10 protein-coding genes are annotated in these 17,299 nt (G+C 33.5%); 8 read left to right on the top strand and 2 right to left on the bottom strand.

Going from position 1 to position 17,299, the window contains the following annotated elements:
- Positions 1 to 23 precede the first annotated feature (23 nt).
- The 6 genes from NWE55_RS12270 to NWE55_RS12245 all read left to right on the top strand — a co-directional run bounded on the left by NWE55_RS12270 (position 24) and on the right by NWE55_RS12245 (position 8,858).
- Positions 24 to 1,295 carry an adenylosuccinate synthase gene (locus NWE55_RS12270; RefSeq protein ID WP_258204103.1) on the top strand — a complete coding sequence of 424 codons (1,272 nt, stop codon included), beginning with the start codon at positions 24 to 26 and terminating at the stop codon, positions 1,293 to 1,295.
- A gap of 104 nt (positions 1,296 to 1,399) precedes the next feature.
- Positions 1,400 to 3,235, top strand: a complete 1,836-nt coding sequence (locus tag NWE55_RS12265; protein ID WP_258204102.1) for an OstA-like protein — start codon at positions 1,400 to 1,402, stop codon at positions 3,233 to 3,235.
- Positions 3,236 to 3,249: 14 nt separating this feature from the next.
- Positions 3,250 to 4,443: an aspartate aminotransferase family protein gene (locus tag NWE55_RS12260; protein WP_258204101.1), complete on the top strand. Its 1,194-nt coding sequence runs from the start codon at positions 3,250 to 3,252 to the stop codon at positions 4,441 to 4,443.
- A gap of 27 nt (positions 4,444 to 4,470) precedes the next feature.
- Positions 4,471 to 5,868 carry a tetratricopeptide repeat protein gene (locus tag NWE55_RS12255; RefSeq protein WP_258204100.1) on the top strand — a complete coding sequence of 466 codons (1,398 nt, stop codon included), beginning with the start codon at positions 4,471 to 4,473 and terminating at the stop codon, positions 5,866 to 5,868.
- Between the two features lie 110 nt (positions 5,869 to 5,978).
- On the top strand, positions 5,979 to 6,716 hold the full coding sequence (locus NWE55_RS12250) for a shikimate dehydrogenase family protein (RefSeq protein ID WP_258204099.1): 738 nt from the start codon (positions 5,979 to 5,981) through the stop codon (positions 6,714 to 6,716).
- A 231-nt stretch (positions 6,717 to 6,947) separates the two neighbouring features.
- Entirely contained in the window at positions 6,948 to 8,858 is a 1,911-nt protein-coding gene (locus NWE55_RS12245; protein WP_258204098.1) for a DUF349 domain-containing protein, read from the top strand.
- Positions 8,859 to 9,002: 144 nt separating this feature from the next.
- Here the strand turns inward: NWE55_RS12245 and NWE55_RS12240 are convergent, their stop codons facing one another.
- A complete protein-coding gene (locus tag NWE55_RS12240) occupies positions 9,003 to 10,274 on the bottom strand; it encodes a tetratricopeptide repeat protein (RefSeq protein ID WP_155091196.1) in 1,272 nt (423 codons plus the stop codon).
- A 29-nt stretch (positions 10,275 to 10,303) separates the two neighbouring features.
- A complete protein-coding gene (gyrA, locus tag NWE55_RS12235; RefSeq protein WP_258204097.1) occupies positions 10,304 to 12,826 on the bottom strand; it encodes a DNA gyrase subunit A in 2,523 nt (840 codons plus the stop codon).
- Positions 12,827 to 13,077: 251 nt separating this feature from the next.
- Here gyrA and NWE55_RS12230 point away from each other — a divergent pair, with 251 nt between their 5' ends.
- A complete protein-coding gene (locus tag NWE55_RS12230; protein WP_258204096.1) occupies positions 13,078 to 15,633 on the top strand; it encodes an ATP-dependent Clp protease ATP-binding subunit in 2,556 nt (851 codons plus the stop codon).
- Positions 15,634 to 15,908: 275 nt separating this feature from the next.
- Positions 15,909 to 17,273 (top strand): 30S ribosomal protein S6--L-glutamate ligase, encoded by a 1,365-nt coding sequence (rimK, locus tag NWE55_RS12225; RefSeq protein WP_155091193.1) that lies wholly within the window; start codon positions 15,909 to 15,911, stop codon positions 17,271 to 17,273.
- Positions 17,274 to 17,299: the final 26 nt, after the last annotated feature.

The raw sequence follows: 17,299 nt of genomic DNA, 5'->3' as shown, positions 1-17,299 counted from the left end.
AAGAACATTTAACAACACAAACAATGACTGTAGATTTACTACTAGGCCTACAATGGGGCGATGAAGGAAAAGGTAAAATCGTAGACGTTTTAACCTCTAAATATGATATCATTGCTCGTTTTCAAGGTGGACCAAATGCGGGACACACTTTAGAATTTGACGGAATCAAACACGTATTAAGAACGATTCCTTCTGGAATATTCCACAAAAATGCAATCAATATTATTGGAAACGGAGTTGTTATCGATCCTGTTGTTTTCATCAAAGAAATTGAAGGTCTGGAGAAATTTAACATCGATATTTATAGTCGATTACTGATTTCAAGAAAGGCACACTTGATATTGCCAACACATCGTTTACTTGACGCTGCTTCTGAAGCTGCAAAAGGAAAAGCTAAGATTGGTTCTACATTAAAGGGAATTGGTCCAACTTATATGGACAAAACAGGTAGAAACGGATTAAGAGTTGGAGATATTGAATTAGTAGACTTCAAAGATAGATACCGCACTTTAGCTGACAAACACGAAGCTATGATAAAGTTTCACGATGTGGACATGCAGTATAACCTCAAAGAATTAGAACAAGAATTTTTTGAAGCAGTAGAGCAACTTAAAAAATTAACCTTTATTGATAGTGAACATTATATCACACAAGCACTCAAAGAAGGTAAATCTATCTTAGCAGAAGGTGCACAAGGTTCTCTTTTAGATATAGACTTTGGAACATATCCTTTTGTTACTTCATCTAATACAACTGCTGCTGGAGCATGTACAGGTTTAGGTGTTCCTCCAAATAAAGTTAAAAACGTATTTGGTATATTTAAAGCTTATACTACTCGCGTTGGTAGTGGTCCCTTCCCTACTGAATTACACGACGAAATAGGTGCAACAATGGCAAATGTAGGTCGTGAATTTGGATCAGTTACTGGAAGAGCAAGACGTTGTGGTTGGTTGGATTTAGTAGCTCTTAAATATGCTGTTGAAGTAAATGGGGTTACTGAACTTTACATGATGAAAGGCGATGTATTATCTGGATTTGACACTTTAAAGATTTGTACAAAATACAAATACAATGGTCAAGAAATAGAACACCTACCTTTTAACATTGAACCAGAAAACGTTGAGCCAATTTACGTTGAGAAAAAAGGTTGGAAAGCAGACTTAACAGGAATGACTTCATACGAAGAATTACCTATAGAATTAAAAGAGTATATTGAGTTCATTGAAAAAGAACTTGAAGTACCTGTAAAAATAGTATCTGTAGGTCCTGATAGAACACAGACAATCATCAAATAAATGATATATAAAAAACACTTCCTTTCGGAAGTGTTTTTTGCTTTAATAGGCTATGTTATAATTTATTCATAACTAAAATCTTTGTTCACATTTTTTACTTAAATTTGAAAAAAATTTTAGACTTGAGAGCAATACATATTTCATTTATACTTTTACTCTTCACTTTCATAAGTTTCAGCCAAACTCCTAATAAGAATAAAATCATTATTCACCATGCTGATCGATCAGATATCAATGAGGAACTTTTGCCTAATGCAGTTATTTTGACAGGTAATATCCTTGCTGAACACGATGGTATGACTATGCGCTGTAATAAAGCTTATTACTTCAAAAATGAAGAATATCTAAAACTATTTGGCAATGTGCATATTGTCCAACAGGACACATTAATTATGGACAGCAAATATGCTGAATATAACGCAATAAATGGTTTTGCTTATGCTCAAGGCGATGTAGAGCTTCGCAGTCCTGACTCAACTCTTGTCACAGATACACTAAAATTTGACAGAGGTCAAAACCTTGTGTATTACGATAGTTATGCAAAAATTACAAATAAGGGAAATGTCTTAGAAAGCAATAAAGGGAAATACTTTTCAAATGAAAAGAAATTTCAATTTTTCAATGCAGTAAAGATCACTACAGAAAAGGGAACAATAGTAAAATCAAACCACTTAGATTATTATGAAGTACCAGAACATGCTTATGTGTTCGGTCCATCTACTATTACGAGTGAGGAAGATTTTATATACACGGAAAATGGCTTTTATGACGTTCAACAAGATTTAGGAAAACTCTTAAAGAATTCCTATATATGGTATGATAAGAGAAAATTAGAAGCCGACTCGATCTACTATGCAAAATTACAAGACTTTGCTTCTGCTTCCTATAATGTGCGAATAACTGACACTGTTAATAGAGCTGTCATAACAAGTCATTATGCTGAAATGCACAAAGCGAAAGATTCTATTTTCGTTACTAAAAAACCATTAGTAAAAAAAGAAAACGAACCCAAAGACACTCTTTATCTCCACGCTCCAATTATAACGCTTACTGGCAAAGAGAAGCAAAGAGTCATTAAGGCATATCAAGGTGCGAGAATACTCAGAGATAGTATGAGTGGTAAAGCGGATTCTATACACACAAGCGAGCTGACTGGAATAACTAAAATGATCGGTAAGCCAGTACTTTGGAATGGAGAAAGTCAACTCTCAGGTAAGTTAATTCACTTGCTTAGCAATGTTGAAACGCAAAAGATGGATTCATTAAAAGTATTAGAGGATGCTTTTGTTATCGAGAGAGATACTATTGGCGATGGATTTAATCAAGTCAAAGGTGTGAACTTATATGGCAAATTCCAAGACAATAAACTCAATGAAATAGACGTAATCAAAAATGCCGAAATTGTATATTATATGTACAATGAGAAAAATGAGTTCGTAGGTATAGACAAAGGTATTTGCAGTCACATTAACGTTACATTTGAAGAAAACAAAATTGCTACTGCTTCGCGAATTGTCGCACCTACAAGTACCCTTTACCCAGATGATTTTTTACCTACAAATGCAAGAAAACTAAGGGGATTTTTATACAGAGGTGATGAAAAGATTACGGGTCTACAAAATATCTATTCTCAAGAAGAATTAGACAAAGAAAAACTATTACTTGAAGAATTAAAATCTAAGAAACACATCTATGACTTGCCAATGGCAATTCAAGCCGAAACATTAGAAGCAGAATCTACGGGTGAGAACCTATTAGATCGATCTCCAAGAAAAACCGATAGTAGTACTAATGTAAGTAGCCCATCGCCTACTTCAAAAGCGATAAACACAAAGAAAGAAGAAAAAGATTTAAACAAATTCTCTGAGCAAAAGAAAGAGCAACCTAAGATGTTGAAAAAAGAAGAAAAAGCACCAGAGAAAACGCTAAAGTTAAAATAAGATAAGATTAGATCATGAAAACTGATTTTTACAAATACCAAGCACAAACTTCGCCTAATCCAATAGGTATGCAAGTGGCTTATGCTAAAGGTTCTTATATATACGACATTAACAACAAACCCTATTTAGACTTTGTAGCAGGAGTATCTGCTTGTACTTTAGGACATCAACACCCGAAAGTAAATCAAGCAATAAAAGATCAATTAGATAAATATTCTCACGTAATGGTTTATGGAGAATATATACAAGATCCTGCAGTAGAGTTTTGTAAATTATTAGCAGAGAATATCCCTGCTCCTTTAAACAAAACATACTTGGTTAATTCAGGTACAGAAGCTACAGAAGGAGCTCTAAAATTAGCTAAAAGAGTAACGGGAAGAAGTCAATTGATATCTTGCTTTAATGCCTATCATGGAAACACAATGGGATCTATGAGTGTAATGGGATTTGAAGAAAGAAAAAGGGCTTTCCGCCCCCTATTACCTGATGTAGATTTCATACACTTTAACAATGTAGATGATTTGCAAAAAATAACTACAAAAACTGCTGGAATTATCTTGGAAACTATTCAAGGTGGAGCAGGATTTGTAGAACCGTTTGACGGTTTTCTTACAAAAGTAAAACAGCGTTGTGAAGAAGTTGGGGCATTAATGATTGTAGATGAGATTCAACCTGGTTTTGGTAGAACAGGGAAACTATTTGGATTTCAAAATTACGATGTTGTACCAGATGTTATAGTCATGGGAAAAGGTATGGGTGGTGGAATGCCTGTTGGAGCATTTACTGCAAGTGACAAACATATGGATATGTTATATGACAATCCAAAATTTGGTCATATTACTACCTTCGGTGGTCACCCAGTTATTGCAGCGGCAAGTCTTGCAACATTAAAAGAGCTGGTAGAGACAGACATCATGGAGCAAACCCTTGAGAAAGAAAAGCTATTTCGAAAACTACTTGTACACCCACTTATTACAGAAATACGTGGACGAGGTTTGATGTTAGCTCCAATGACACTAAGTGCAGACATTACCAATAGAGTCATCATTAAGTGTCAAGAAAAAGGAGTTATCCTATTTTGGTTGTTATTTGAAGGAAAAGCAATACGCATAACACCACCGCTAACGATAAGCGAAACGGAAATAGAACAAGGATGTGCTATGATAATCGAAGCACTTGATGAAGTACAAAAAGAATTAGGACTTTAATACCTATATTAAAAAAGACAAAACAAAATGCATTTAGATAACGAAGAGGAAGAGTACAGAATGACTTTATCTCGTTTTGAATCAATGTTAAAGACGAATAAAGTACTATTTTTCGACTCTGAAGAATTTGAAAGTATTATTCTTCATTATTTGGATTCAGGTAAATTGACCCTTGCTAAAAAAGCACTTAAATTAGGTCAAGAACAACACCCAAATTCTACAAGTTTAAAATTAGTAGAAGTTGAACTGCTTATATTTCAAAATAAATTAGAAGCAGCAGATAAGTTATTAGATCAAATAGAGGAGATAGACCCTACAAACGAAGAAGTGCACATCCAAAGATCAACAGTTTATTCGAAGAAAGGCAATCACCTCGACGCAATAGAATCTTTAAAGAAAGCATTGAAGCTAACAGAGGATTTAGCTGATGTGTACTCTCTTTTAGGGATGGAATACTTGTTAGTAGATGAAATTGAATTAGCTAAAGACAGTTTTATTCAGTGTTTAGAAAATGACGAAGAAGATCAATCAGCACTTTACAATGTGATCTATTGTTTTGATTTTCTATCAGAAAACAACGAAGCAATTGATTTCTTAACTGCCTATATTGACAGAAAACCGTACAGTGAAATTGCTTGGCATCAATTGGGAAGACAATACTTTGCTTTAAAGAATTACAAAAAAGCTGTTTGGGCATTTGAATATGCTACTTTAATTGACGATCAATTTTTGGGAGCTTACCTTGAGAAAGGGAAATCTCTTGAAAAACTTAAAAAATACAAAGAAGCTATAGAGAATTATGTCGTTACACTGGAATTAGATGATCCTACTTCTTATGTGTTATTGCGTATAGGTAGTTGTTATGAAGACTTAAACAACTTCCCTCAAGCTATGGAATATTATAAAAGAGCAGTTCACGAAGATCCATCATTAGACAAAGGATGGCTTTCCTTAACTGACTTATCCATCAAAGAGGAAAAGTACGACAAAGCTTTAATGTACTTACAGAAAGCGATTAATATCGATGAATTCAACGATAAATACTGGTTGAGATATGCTGTCTTAAACAAAACACTTCTGGACTTTAAAGAGGCAGAAAAAGGGTATAAAAAAGCAGCAGAGTTAGGCAGCCATATTATGGAGCATTGGATAGGTTGGGCAGATACCTTATATGTTTTAGGTGACTATGAAGAGGCTATCAACAAACTTTTACAAGTAATAGACTTTGAAGCTGATAATGCTGATATTTTATACAGACTCTCAGTATTGTTCTTTACGATAGAGAATTACGATAAAGGATCAGAGTATTTAGAAATAGCCTTAACTAAAAACTTTGAAAAGAGAGAAATCATCAAAACCTACTTCCCTATTCAATGGGAAAGTCCGTTTGTTCAAAACACAATTAGAAAATTTACCAAACAATAAATTACAAAAGAGCGTCCCGAAAAAGGTTCGCTCTTTTTTATTGCTGAGTCACATAAAATAACTAACTATGCATAAAGGTTATAATAACTAATTTTTATAAAACACACCTTATGACAAGACGCTTTGGTTTAATCGGTAAGAATATAGATTATTCGTTCTCAAGAAATTACTTTGACAAAAAGTTTGAGCGCGAGAAATTAAAAAACAACACCTACGAAAACTTTGACATTGATACAATAGATCTGTTTTCTACAGCTGTAAAAACACAAAAAGACATTTGTGGTTATAACGTAACCATCCCTTATAAACAAGATATTATTTCACATTTAGATAGTTTGTCAAAGACTGCCAAGAAAATAGGCGCAGTCAACACAATTAGAGTCACTAAAAAAGGTAATCTAAAAGGATATAATACAGACTGGTACGGATTTTATCACTCTCTAAAACCACTGTTGAAGTTTCATCATAAACGCGCATTAATATTGGGTACAGGTGGAGCAAGCAAAGCAGTAAAATACGCTTTAAAAAAACTAAATATTAAATATTTACAAGTCAGTAGAACCAAAACTGATAAAACAATAACATATAGTGAAATAACAGCTGAACTAATGCAAAAATACACCATTGTTATTAATACAACTCCCTTAGGTACATCACCAGATATACAAAATAAACCAGCATTAGACTACAGCTTATTCTCCCCAAGACACATTGCCTATGACCTAATCTATAATCCAGAACAGACAAGCTTTATGCATCATGCCAAACAACATGGAGCTATTGTCAAAAATGGATATGAAATGTTAGTGCTTCAAGCTGAAAAAGCATGGAAAATATGGAATAGATAACAAAAGTAAATAATAGATAAAAATATTCTTGCTATTGAATGTCAACAAAATTGATAAAAACAACAAGGTTGCAGTTTTTAGATTGAAATTTAATAAAACGCAAAGGATATAGCTAAAATACATTAGCAGTAAACACCTATTTTACAAGGTTATTTGTTTTTTTTTTGCTAAATTTGGTAAGAAGGTATATTACTTTAATTAATTAATTGTTAAACTATAAGCATCTTAATTATGTTAAATCACGAGACTGATAACCTGCACAAGCCAGCAGACGGACCAAACCAGGAATCCAATAGTAACAAGGTTGTCCAAACTGATAAAGAAAAGGCTTTAGATTCCATTAATGCTTCTAATGCGGAAGAGAGCGAAGATCATGCAGTACATGAAGCGAATCACATTCCCTTAGAAAATTATGAAACTTTCGATTTAGAAAAACTAACTAAGGAACTTCATAAACTAACAAGACTGCACAAGGTAACTGAGATCAAAGACCATGCAGAAGAAATTAAAAAAGTATTTACACGTAAGTATGCTGATTTAATCGAAGAAAAAAAAGAAGCTTTCTTTGAGGAGAATCCCGATGCGAATGATTCAGATTTTGAGTTTAACTTACCAATTAAGCACGAATTTGAAGAATATTACGAGGAATATCGAGAAAAGAAAAATACCTACTTCAAACAATTGCAAGACTCTTTGAATACAAACTACAAAAAGAGACTAAGCATTATCGAGCAATTAAAAGACCTTGTAGATAATAAAGAAACAATAGACGATGCTTTAAAACAATTAAATGATCTAAGAGATCAATGGAAAAACGCTGGAGCTATACCTAAGGATAAATATAATCACCTTTGGAATAATTACCATTTTCACATTGAGCGCTTTTACGATCAATTGCATTTAGATAGAGAATCAAGAGATCTTGACTTCAAGCACAATTTAGAACAAAAGCAGAAGATTATAACAAGAGCTGAGGAGTTATTACAAGAAGAAGATATTGTAAAAGCTTTTAGAGAACTACAAACTCTACACCGTATCTGGAGAGAGGAAATAGGACCTGTTGAGCGTGAATATAGAGAACAAATTTGGGATCAATTCAGTGAAATTACAAGACAATTACACGAAAAACGCGAATCATTATTAGATAAACTAAGATTAGTTGAAAGACAAAACTTAGCACAAAAAGTAAATATCATCAGTGAGATAGATAAAATCTCTAAGCTTCCTATTACTAATCACAATCAGTGGCAGAAAGAAATTGGCAAAGTAGAAGAACTTAGAAATAGATTCTTTTCTATAGGTAAAGTACCTGCTGAGAACAATGATGAAGTTTGGGATTTATTCAAATTAGCAACGCGTAATTTTAATGCAGAGAAAAACACTTTCTACAAGACATTAAAAAAAGAACAACAAGAGAACTATGCTAAGAAAGTGGCTCTAATAGAGAAAGCCAAACAATACAAAGACAGTGAAGATTTTCTCAAGGCTACTCCTATTATGAAGAAAATACAGAATGATTGGAAAGAAATTGGACATGTCCCAAGAAAATATTCTGATCAGCTTTGGAAAGAATTCAGAGATGCCTGTAACCACTACTTTGATCGTTTACACTCAATCAAAAATCAAGAGAATCAAGAAGAACAAGATGCTTACAATAAGAAAAAGGAGTATTTAGATCTAATGAAAACTTTTGAGTTATCGGGAGATCATAAAACCGATTTATCTGAGATTAAAAACCATATCAACAATTGGAAAACCTTAGGTAGAGTTCCTCAACATAAGCGTTTTATTGAAGGTAAATTCAACAAAATTCTCGATAGCTTATTTGAAAAATTAAATCTAAGCAGAAGAGAAATGGAAGCGGTTAAATTCAATAATCGATTGGAAACTATTTTAGAGACCAACGACAAGAGAAAGCTGCAAGGTGAAGCTATCTTTATCCAACGCAAAATTGAGGAGATTAATGGCGATATATTGCAGTTAGAAAACAACTTGGCTTATATTCAAAACCCTTCTGAAAGCAATAGTTTTGTAAAAGAAGTTCGCAAGAATATCGATAAATTAAAAGATGATCTAAAAATTTGGACAGACAAATTAGATCAAATTAAACATATTGGAGAAGACGATAGTAATAACGAATAGAGTTATCTGATTATCTTGTCAAAGACAAAAAAAGCATTCCAAGGAATGCTTTTTTTGGCATATGCATCACCCACAATGCCATACAAAAAAAGGAGCTGTCTATAGACAACTCCTTTTTCTTATCATATTCTAAAACAAATACTCTTAGTTTGATTTAGCCTCTAAAGCTTTTAATTTATCGTTCATTTCCAATGCGCGATAAATATTCTTTAAAGTTTGAACAGCCTCTTGATTATTTGGATTAATTGAAATCACTTTTTCTAAGTCATTCATTGCATCTCTATAAATCCCGTGCTTTTGTTTAAGCAGTTCCTCGTATTGCTTATTTCCAGCAGCATTTAAAGGAAGGTTATTCATTTTATTAGTAATCTCTTCGTCTGGTTGAAGTTTTAAAATTGCAAGGTTTAAATATGCATTCTCTGATTTAGGATTAATGCGAAGAGCTTGCGTATAATACTCTTTTGCCTCTTTGTATTTACCAGCTTGGTAGCTAGTTACTCCTAAGTTATACAACAATACATCATCGTTAGGATTTTTAGCTAAAGCTGCTTTAGCTAACTCCTCATATTTCCCCATATTATTAGATTTTAAATATAAATCCATATGAGTTAACAACAAATTCATATCATCAGGATTAGCCGCACGAGCAGCAACGATAGCTTTCTCTGCTTCATCGTATTTACCCTCTTGATAATAAATCAGAGCTAAGTTCTTTACAATTTCTGGTTTTTTAGAATCCTCTTTTACAAACTTAGGGTCAGTATGTGTTCCTTGCTTAACCATAAGGTCACGCATTTTTGAATCATTACCAAAACTTTGAACTTGACCAGAAGCTTTCTCTACAGCTGTATAATATGATTCAGATCCATTATAATCTAAATCAATTAATTGTTCGTAATGCTTCACAGCTGTTTCGTAATCTTTTGCATTAATAGCTGTAGAAGCAGCGTAATATAAATAGATTGTGTCTGTAGGATTCAACAAAAATGCTTGATTAAAACGTCTTGAAGCCCCTTTATAGTTTTGTGAACCATTGTCTTCAATTGCTTGATTAACAACTTTAGTTGCTACAGCTTTAATTTCCTCGTCAGCTTGTTTTACAATTTTACTGTTCTTATTGGTTTCAAATTCATTAACTTTTTTAAATGAATTTAAAATAAGTTCCACGTTAGCATCAACGTTTTTATCTTGTTCGATTTGTTGATAAGCCAAGTTACCTTGTAAAGCGTAATAAGTAGCTTTTTGTTCATTTGTAGCAGAACCCAGTACTGCTTCAACATTCTTAAGTGCAGCTTGTGCCTCAGTTAAGTTTCCTTTTTTCACTGCTTTTTCAGCCTCTTTAAGTTCTTTTTTCTGAGCGAAAGAAGCCCCTGAAATCATTAAAGCAGATAATAGATAAACATACTTTCTATTCATCTTTTTATAGTTTAAAGTGTTTAATTCAATTATTCTTCAGTGTTTTGATCATCTGACACTGTATCAATTTGATCTTCTATGTCCGTAAAATCAATATCCTCAATATCTTCATCGTCCTCTTTCATCACTTTACAAACAGCAGCAATCGAGTCATTTCCTTTGATATTAATTAATCTAACACCCTGAGTTGCACGCCCCATAACTCTTAAGTCAGAAACACGCATACGGATAGTTAAACCAGATTTATTAATAATCATAAGGTCATCAGCATCAGTCACAGAATTAATAGAAACGAGTAAACCAGTTTTATCCGTGATATTCATGGTTTTAACACCTTTACCTCCACGGTTAGTTTCTCTATATTCATCTAATGCAGAACGCTTACCATATCCATTTTCAGAAACAACAAGAATTTCACTGTTCAAATCACTAACAGAGATCATTCCGATTACTTCATCCTTGTCATCAGCTAAAGTGATTCCACGAACACCAGAAGCAGTTCTTCCCATTGGACGAGTTTTCTCTTCATCAAAACGAACAAGTTTACCTGAACGTACAGCAATTAATACTTTACTCTTACCATCAGTCAATTTAGCTTCTAACAATTCATCATCTTCTTTGATAGTGATTGCCATAATACCATTTTGTCTTGGTCTTGAGTACTGCTCTAAAGGAGTTTTCTTAACTTGTCCTTTTTTAGTTGCCATAATCACAAAGTGATTATTGATGTATTCTTCATCTTTCAAATCCTGAGTACAGATAAATGCTTTTACCTTATCATCTGACTCAATATTAATCAAGTTTTGAATAGCTCTACCTTTACTTGTTTTTGTTCCTTCAGGAATTTCATAAACTCTCATCCAGAAACATTTTCCTTTTTGAGTAAAGAATAGCATATATTGATGATTAGTTGCCACATACATATGCTCTAAGAAATCTTGATCACGAGTACCTGCAGACTTCTGTCCAACTCCTCCTCTGTTCTGAGTTTTATATTCAGAAAGTGGTGTTCTCTTAATATAACCAGCGTGAGAAATAGTAATCACTACTTGCTCATCGGCAATTAAATCAGTAATACTAACATCACCTCCAGCATATTCGATTTGAGAACGACGTTCATCGCCATATTTATTTTGAACTTCAACAAGTTCTTCTTTAATCAAGTCCATTCTCATTTCTTTACTTGCTAATAAAGCTCTTAAATGGTTGATTAATTCCATGATTTCTTCATACTCAGCACGCAGTTTGTCTTGCTCTAGTCCAGTTAATTGACGAAGACGCATTTCAACAATTGCACGAGCTTGAATTTCACTTAGACTAAAACGCTCAATTAATTTAGCTCTTGCTTCATCAGCATTTTTAGACCCTCTAATCAAAGCAATTACTTCATCAATATTATCCGAAGCAATGATAAGTCCTTCTAAAATATGAGCTCTCTCTTCAGCCTTTCTCAATTCAAATTCAGTACGGCGAGTAACCACATCATGTCTATGCTCAACAAAGTGATAAATCAAATCCTTTAGGTTCAGCATCTGTGGTCTACCATCTACTAATGCAATATTATTTACACTAAAAGACGATTGCAATTGAGTATACTTATAAAGTGTATTTAAAACAATATTAGGTACAGCATCACGCTTAAGAACATAAACAATACGCATACCTTTTCTATCAGATTCATCGCGGATTGTAGCAATACCTTCAATCTTCTTCTCGTTAACAGCTTCAGCAGTTTTCTTAATCATTTCTGCTTTGTTAACTTGATAAGGAATCTCAGTTACAATAATACACTCTCTTCCATCTACTTCCTCGATATTAGCTTTAGCTCTCATGACAACACGACCACGACCAGTTTTGAAAGCTTCTCTTACTCCTTCGTATCCATAGATAATACCTCCGGTTGGAAAATCAGGAGCTTTGATGTGATTCATTAACTCATCAATCTCAATATCGTTATTGTCTATATAGGCCAATATACCATCAATAACTTCAGATAAGTTATGAGGAGCCATATTAGTAGCCATACCTACAGCAATACCAGAAGCACCATTCACTAATAAGTTAGGAATTCGCGTAGGCATAACCTTAGGTTCTTCTAAAGTATCATCAAAGTTAAATTGGAAATCAACAGTTTCTTTATCAATGTCAGCAAGAATCTCTTCTGAAATCTTTCTCATTCTCGCCTCAGTATAACGCATAGCTGCAGGGCTATCACCGTCTACTGATCCAAAGTTCCCTTGTCCATCAACAAGTAAATAACGCATACTCCAGTCTTGAGCCATACGTACCATAGTGTCATACACTGAGCTATCTCCGTGTGGGTGATACTTACCTAGAACCTCCCCTACAATTCTTGCAGACTTTTTGTGGGCTCTATTAGATAATACCCCCAATTCATACATTCCAAATAATACTCTTCGATGAACAGGTTTTAAGCCATCTCTAACATCTGGAAGAGCACGAGAAACAATAACTGACATTGAGTAATCAATATAAGCAGATTTCATTTGCTCTTCTATGTTAATAGGAATCAACTTTTCTCCTTCAGACATAAGTATATAAAATTAAAATTCTCAAATATTAAACGTGCTAATATACAGAATTAATAGCTTTATACCATGTTTTTTCTTTAGTATTTCAGAGAAAAACATACAGTTTATACATTTTTCAAAAAAACATATTTCGCTGCTTTTTTAATATCTTTTTTTTCACCATATTAGCTATTATGTCAGTATATTTTAGTAGGTATGCTTTTTGCAATTATACTGTACAATAAATATTCACCTATTTAATATTATAAAAAATGGACGATAATTTTTCACAAGAAGTTAAAGATGTAATTTCTTACAGTAAAGACGAAGCCTTAAGACTTGGTCATGACTTTATTGGTACAGAGCATCTTATATTAGGGCTACTGAGAGTTGAACAAGGTGAAGCATCAAATATTTTAAACAATTTAGATATAGATGTAGATTTTCTACGACATAAAATAGAAGCTTTAAATCCAAATACAACAGGTCAAAACCCTTTAAATGAAAAGGCTTCCCTGCATTTAACTAAACAAGCAGAAAGAGCACTTAGGCTAACTTACTTAGAAGTTAAGCTATTTAAAAACAACGAGATAAATACAGCTCATTTGCTATTGTGTATTCTAAAAAACAGTGATGATCCTACAGCTCAAATACTAACCAAACTTAAAGTTACGTACGATGCTGTAAAACAAGAATACTTAAGTCAACAAGACGCTACAGGTATCTTTGATCAAGAGGACATCACAGAACAACCAAAAGCAGAAACTTTTGATGAAGAAGGACAAGATGACAGTAAAAACACTGACAAAACTGACAGCTCTTCTACAAAAACATCTAAGCGTACAAAAACTCCAGTATTAGATAATTTTGGTAGAGATTTAACTGAAATGGCTGAGAATGGAAAGTTAGATCCTGTTGTTGGCCGTGATAAAGAAATAGAGCGTGTGTCACAAATTTTAAGTAGACGCAAAAAAAACAACCCGCTTTTGATTGGAGAACCTGGAGTTGGTAAATCTGCTATTGCTGAAGGACTTGCTTTGCGCATTATTCAAAAGAAAGTATCAAGAGTTCTATATAACAAACGAGTTGTAACACTTGATTTAGCAAGTTTAGTTGCGGGAACAAAATATAGAGGTCAGTTTGAGGAGAGAATGAAAGCAGTGATGAATGAGCTTGAAAAAAATGATGATATTATTCTTTTCATTGATGAAATTCACACAATTGTTGGTGCTGGTGGAGCTACTGGTTCTTTAGATGCCTCTAATATGTTTAAACCTGCTTTAGCTCGTGGTGAAATTCAATGTATTGGTGCAACTACTTTAGATGAGTTTAGACAACATATCGAAAAAGATGGAGCTTTAGAAAGAAGGTTTCAAAAAGTTATTGTTGAACCTACAACCGTAGATGAGACAATCATTATCTTGAACAACATTAAAGAAAAATACGAATCTCATCACAATGTAACTTATACACCCGAAGCAATCGAGGCTTGTGTGAAGTTAACTAACAGATACATGAGCGATAGATTCTTACCTGATAAAGCTATTGACGCTCTTGACGAAGTTGGTTCACGTGTTCACATTACAAATATCAATGTACCACAAAATATTCTTGACTTAGAAAAACGACTTGAAGAAGTTCGTGAAGAAAAGAATGAAATGGTCAAAAAACAAAAATACGAAGAAGCTGCAGGCTTAAGAGACGATGAAAAACAATTAGAAAAAGACTTAGCTTCTGCACAAAACAGCTGGGAGGAAGACGTTAAAACTAATAAGATTACCGTTACTGAAGATGATGTTGCTGATGTTGTTTCTATGATGACAGGGATTCCAGTTAATAGAATTGCTGAAAAAGAGATTACTAAACTGGCAAATCTACCACAGTTAATAAAAGGTAAAGTAATCGGACAAGATGAAGCTGTTAGCAAAATAGCAAAAGCAATACAAAGAAATAGAGCTGGTTTAAAAGACCCTAACAGACCTATTGGTTCTTTTATATTCTTAGGCCAAACAGGGGTAGGTAAAACGCAATTAGCTAAAGTGATTGCTAAAGAAATGTTTGATTCTGAAGAGGCTTTATTGCGTATCGACATGAGTGAATACATGGAGAAATTTGCTGTATCTAGATTAGTAGGTGCACCTCCAGGTTATGTAGGATATGAAGAAGGTGGTCAACTAACTGAAAAAGTAAGAAGAAAACCTTACTCTGTTATTTTATTTGATGAAATTGAGAAAGCACATCCAGATGTATTCAACACCTTATTGCAAGTTCTTGACGATGGACACTTAACTGATAGCCTTGGTAGAAAAGTTGATTTTAGAAACACAATCATTATCATGACTTCTAACATAGGTGCACGTCAATTAAAAGACTTTGGACAAGGAGTTGGATTCGGAACGCAAGCCAGAAAAGAACAAACCGATCAAAACTCTAAATCAGTTATCGAAAATGCGCTTAAAAAAGCCTTTGCTCCAGAGTTTTTAAACAGAATCGATGATATCGTTGTTTTCAATGCACTTGAGAAAAGTGATATCGATTTAATTATTGATATAGAGTTATCTAAACTTTACAAGCGAATTGAAGATCTTGGCTACACACTTACATTGAGTACGGAAGCTAAAGATTTTATCGCCGAGAAAGGTTATGACAAACAATATGGAGCAAGACCTCTTAAAAGAGCTATTCAAAAGTACATTGAAGACCCTCTTGCTGAAGAAATTGTAAATTCGAAGATTTCCTTAGGTGATAATATATCAATGAACCTGGGAGAAAATAAAGAAGAATTAAAAATATCAATTGATACTGAAAAAAATAAGCCTACTAATTAGTAGGCTATTTTTTTATATAACTATCTAAGGATTCCTACTTTCATCTACTTTTGGTCTATTTAGCAATTAGAAACGGTAATCTAAACACAATTCCTTTCCCTATTTCAATATAAAAAACACTTAGGTAAATCCACTTCCACAAATGATTACCTATCTATTGAAAAGACTAAATCGTAAAACACAATATATTAAAGAGTTAAATTTTACTATTTTTTTACATACAGATATAAAAGCATTATATTTATTGTACTACATTCGCAACATAATATCATTATATGTTAGATAAAGTTATTGTTGGTAGTGAAGAGTGGTGCTCTTTTCCTACTTTTAAAATTCCTGCAATTAAAGCTCGAGTTGATTCTGGAGCGAAAACTTCTGCATTACACGCAGTTAATATTATTCCATTTGAAAAGGATGGAGATAAATGGGTAAAATTCGACATCAATCCTCTTCAAAACAATGGGAAAACAATCATTAGTTGTGAAGCTAAAGTAATTGATAAAAGAATTGTAAAAAGCTCTAGTGGATCAAGAGAATCGCGCTATGTTATTCGCACTGACATCGTGTTAAATGAAACTCCTTGGGAAATAGAACTTACACTAACAAATAGAGATTCGATGGGATACCGCATGCTTCTTGGAAGAGAAGCGATGAGTGGTAAAATATTAGTTGATCCTGAAAAACACTTCTTATTAGGTCAACCAACTTCTGAAAAACTCGATGAATACTACAGTAAAAATAAAGTTGATAGAAAAGGACTTAGAATAGGGCTGTTAGCAAGTAATCCTGAATTATACAGCAATAAGAGAATTATTGAAGCAGGGGAATTAAGAGGTCATGAAATGCACTTTCTTAATTTAAAGTACTGTTATATGAAATTAGATGCGAATCAGCCAGAAATTCACTATCGTGGAGGTCGAGTACTTAATGACTTTGATGCTGTGATTCCAAGAATTCGCCCAAGTATGACATACTACGGATGTGCCTTAACTAGACATTTCGAGTCCCTAAAAGTATACAGTTTGAATAGTGCTGCTGCAATTGCACAATCAAGAGATAAACTTTTTTCACTACAGTTGCTCCTAAATAACGGTATTGACATTCCCACTACAGGGTTTGCCAATTCTCCTTTAGATACTAATGATCTAATCAAAATGGTTGGGGGAAGTCCTTTAATAGTTAAATTACTGGAAGGTACACAAGGTAAAGGTGTTGTACTCGCAGAAACAAAGAAAGCCGCAGAAAGTGTTATTAATGCTTTTAAAAGTTTAAATGCCAATATTCTTGTTCAAGAATTTATAAAGGAGGCCAATGGTAAAGACATCAGATGCTTTGTTGTTGATGGTAAAGTAGTAGCTGCAATACAACGAGAAGCAGTGCCTGGAGAATTTAGAGCCAATATCCACTTAGGAGGTACCGCATCGATAATTAAAGTTACACCAGAGGAGAAAAGAATCGCCATCAAAGCAGCTAAGGCAATGAACCTTAAAGTTGCTGGAGTAGATATTATTAGATCAGCAAAAGGTCCTTTATTACTTGAAGTTAACTCCTCACCAGGATTAGAAGGTATAGAAGGCGCTACTAATAAAGATATTGCCTCTGAAATGATTAAAGCAATAGAGAAACAAGTAAAATGGTAAATTAAAAAGGTAGTGATAGTTAATTT

This window comes from Myroides albus (genome assembly GCF_024722315.1).
GTDB classification, from domain to species: Bacteria; Bacteroidota; Bacteroidia; order Flavobacteriales; family Flavobacteriaceae; genus Flavobacterium; species Flavobacterium album_A.
Note: the sequence above shows the minus strand (reverse complement) of the source record. Positions and strands in the feature narration are given on the sequence as shown.

Excerpts from the sequence above, each read along its gene's own strand:
- NWE55_RS12230 (WP_258204096.1), top strand. The coding sequence starts at position 13,078 with ATGGACGATAATTTTTCACAAGAAGTTAAAGATGTAATTTCTTACAGT.
- NWE55_RS12260 (WP_258204101.1), top strand. The coding sequence starts at position 3,250 with ATGAAAACTGATTTTTACAAATACCAAGCACAAACTTCGCCTAATCCA.
- NWE55_RS12245 (WP_258204098.1), top strand. The coding sequence starts at position 6,948 with ATGTTAAATCACGAGACTGATAACCTGCACAAGCCAGCAGACGGACCA.
- rimK (WP_155091193.1), top strand. The coding sequence starts at position 15,909 with ATGTTAGATAAAGTTATTGTTGGTAGTGAAGAGTGGTGCTCTTTTCCT.
- NWE55_RS12270 (WP_258204103.1), top strand. The coding sequence starts at position 24 with ATGACTGTAGATTTACTACTAGGCCTACAATGGGGCGATGAAGGAAAA.
- gyrA (WP_258204097.1), bottom strand. The coding sequence starts at position 12,826 with ATGTCTGAAGGAGAAAAGTTGATTCCTATTAACATAGAAGAGCAAATG.
- NWE55_RS12240 (WP_155091196.1), bottom strand. The coding sequence starts at position 10,274 with ATGAATAGAAAGTATGTTTATCTATTATCTGCTTTAATGATTTCAGGG.
- NWE55_RS12255 (WP_258204100.1), top strand. The coding sequence starts at position 4,471 with ATGCATTTAGATAACGAAGAGGAAGAGTACAGAATGACTTTATCTCGT.
- NWE55_RS12250 (WP_258204099.1), top strand. The coding sequence starts at position 5,979 with ATGACAAGACGCTTTGGTTTAATCGGTAAGAATATAGATTATTCGTTC.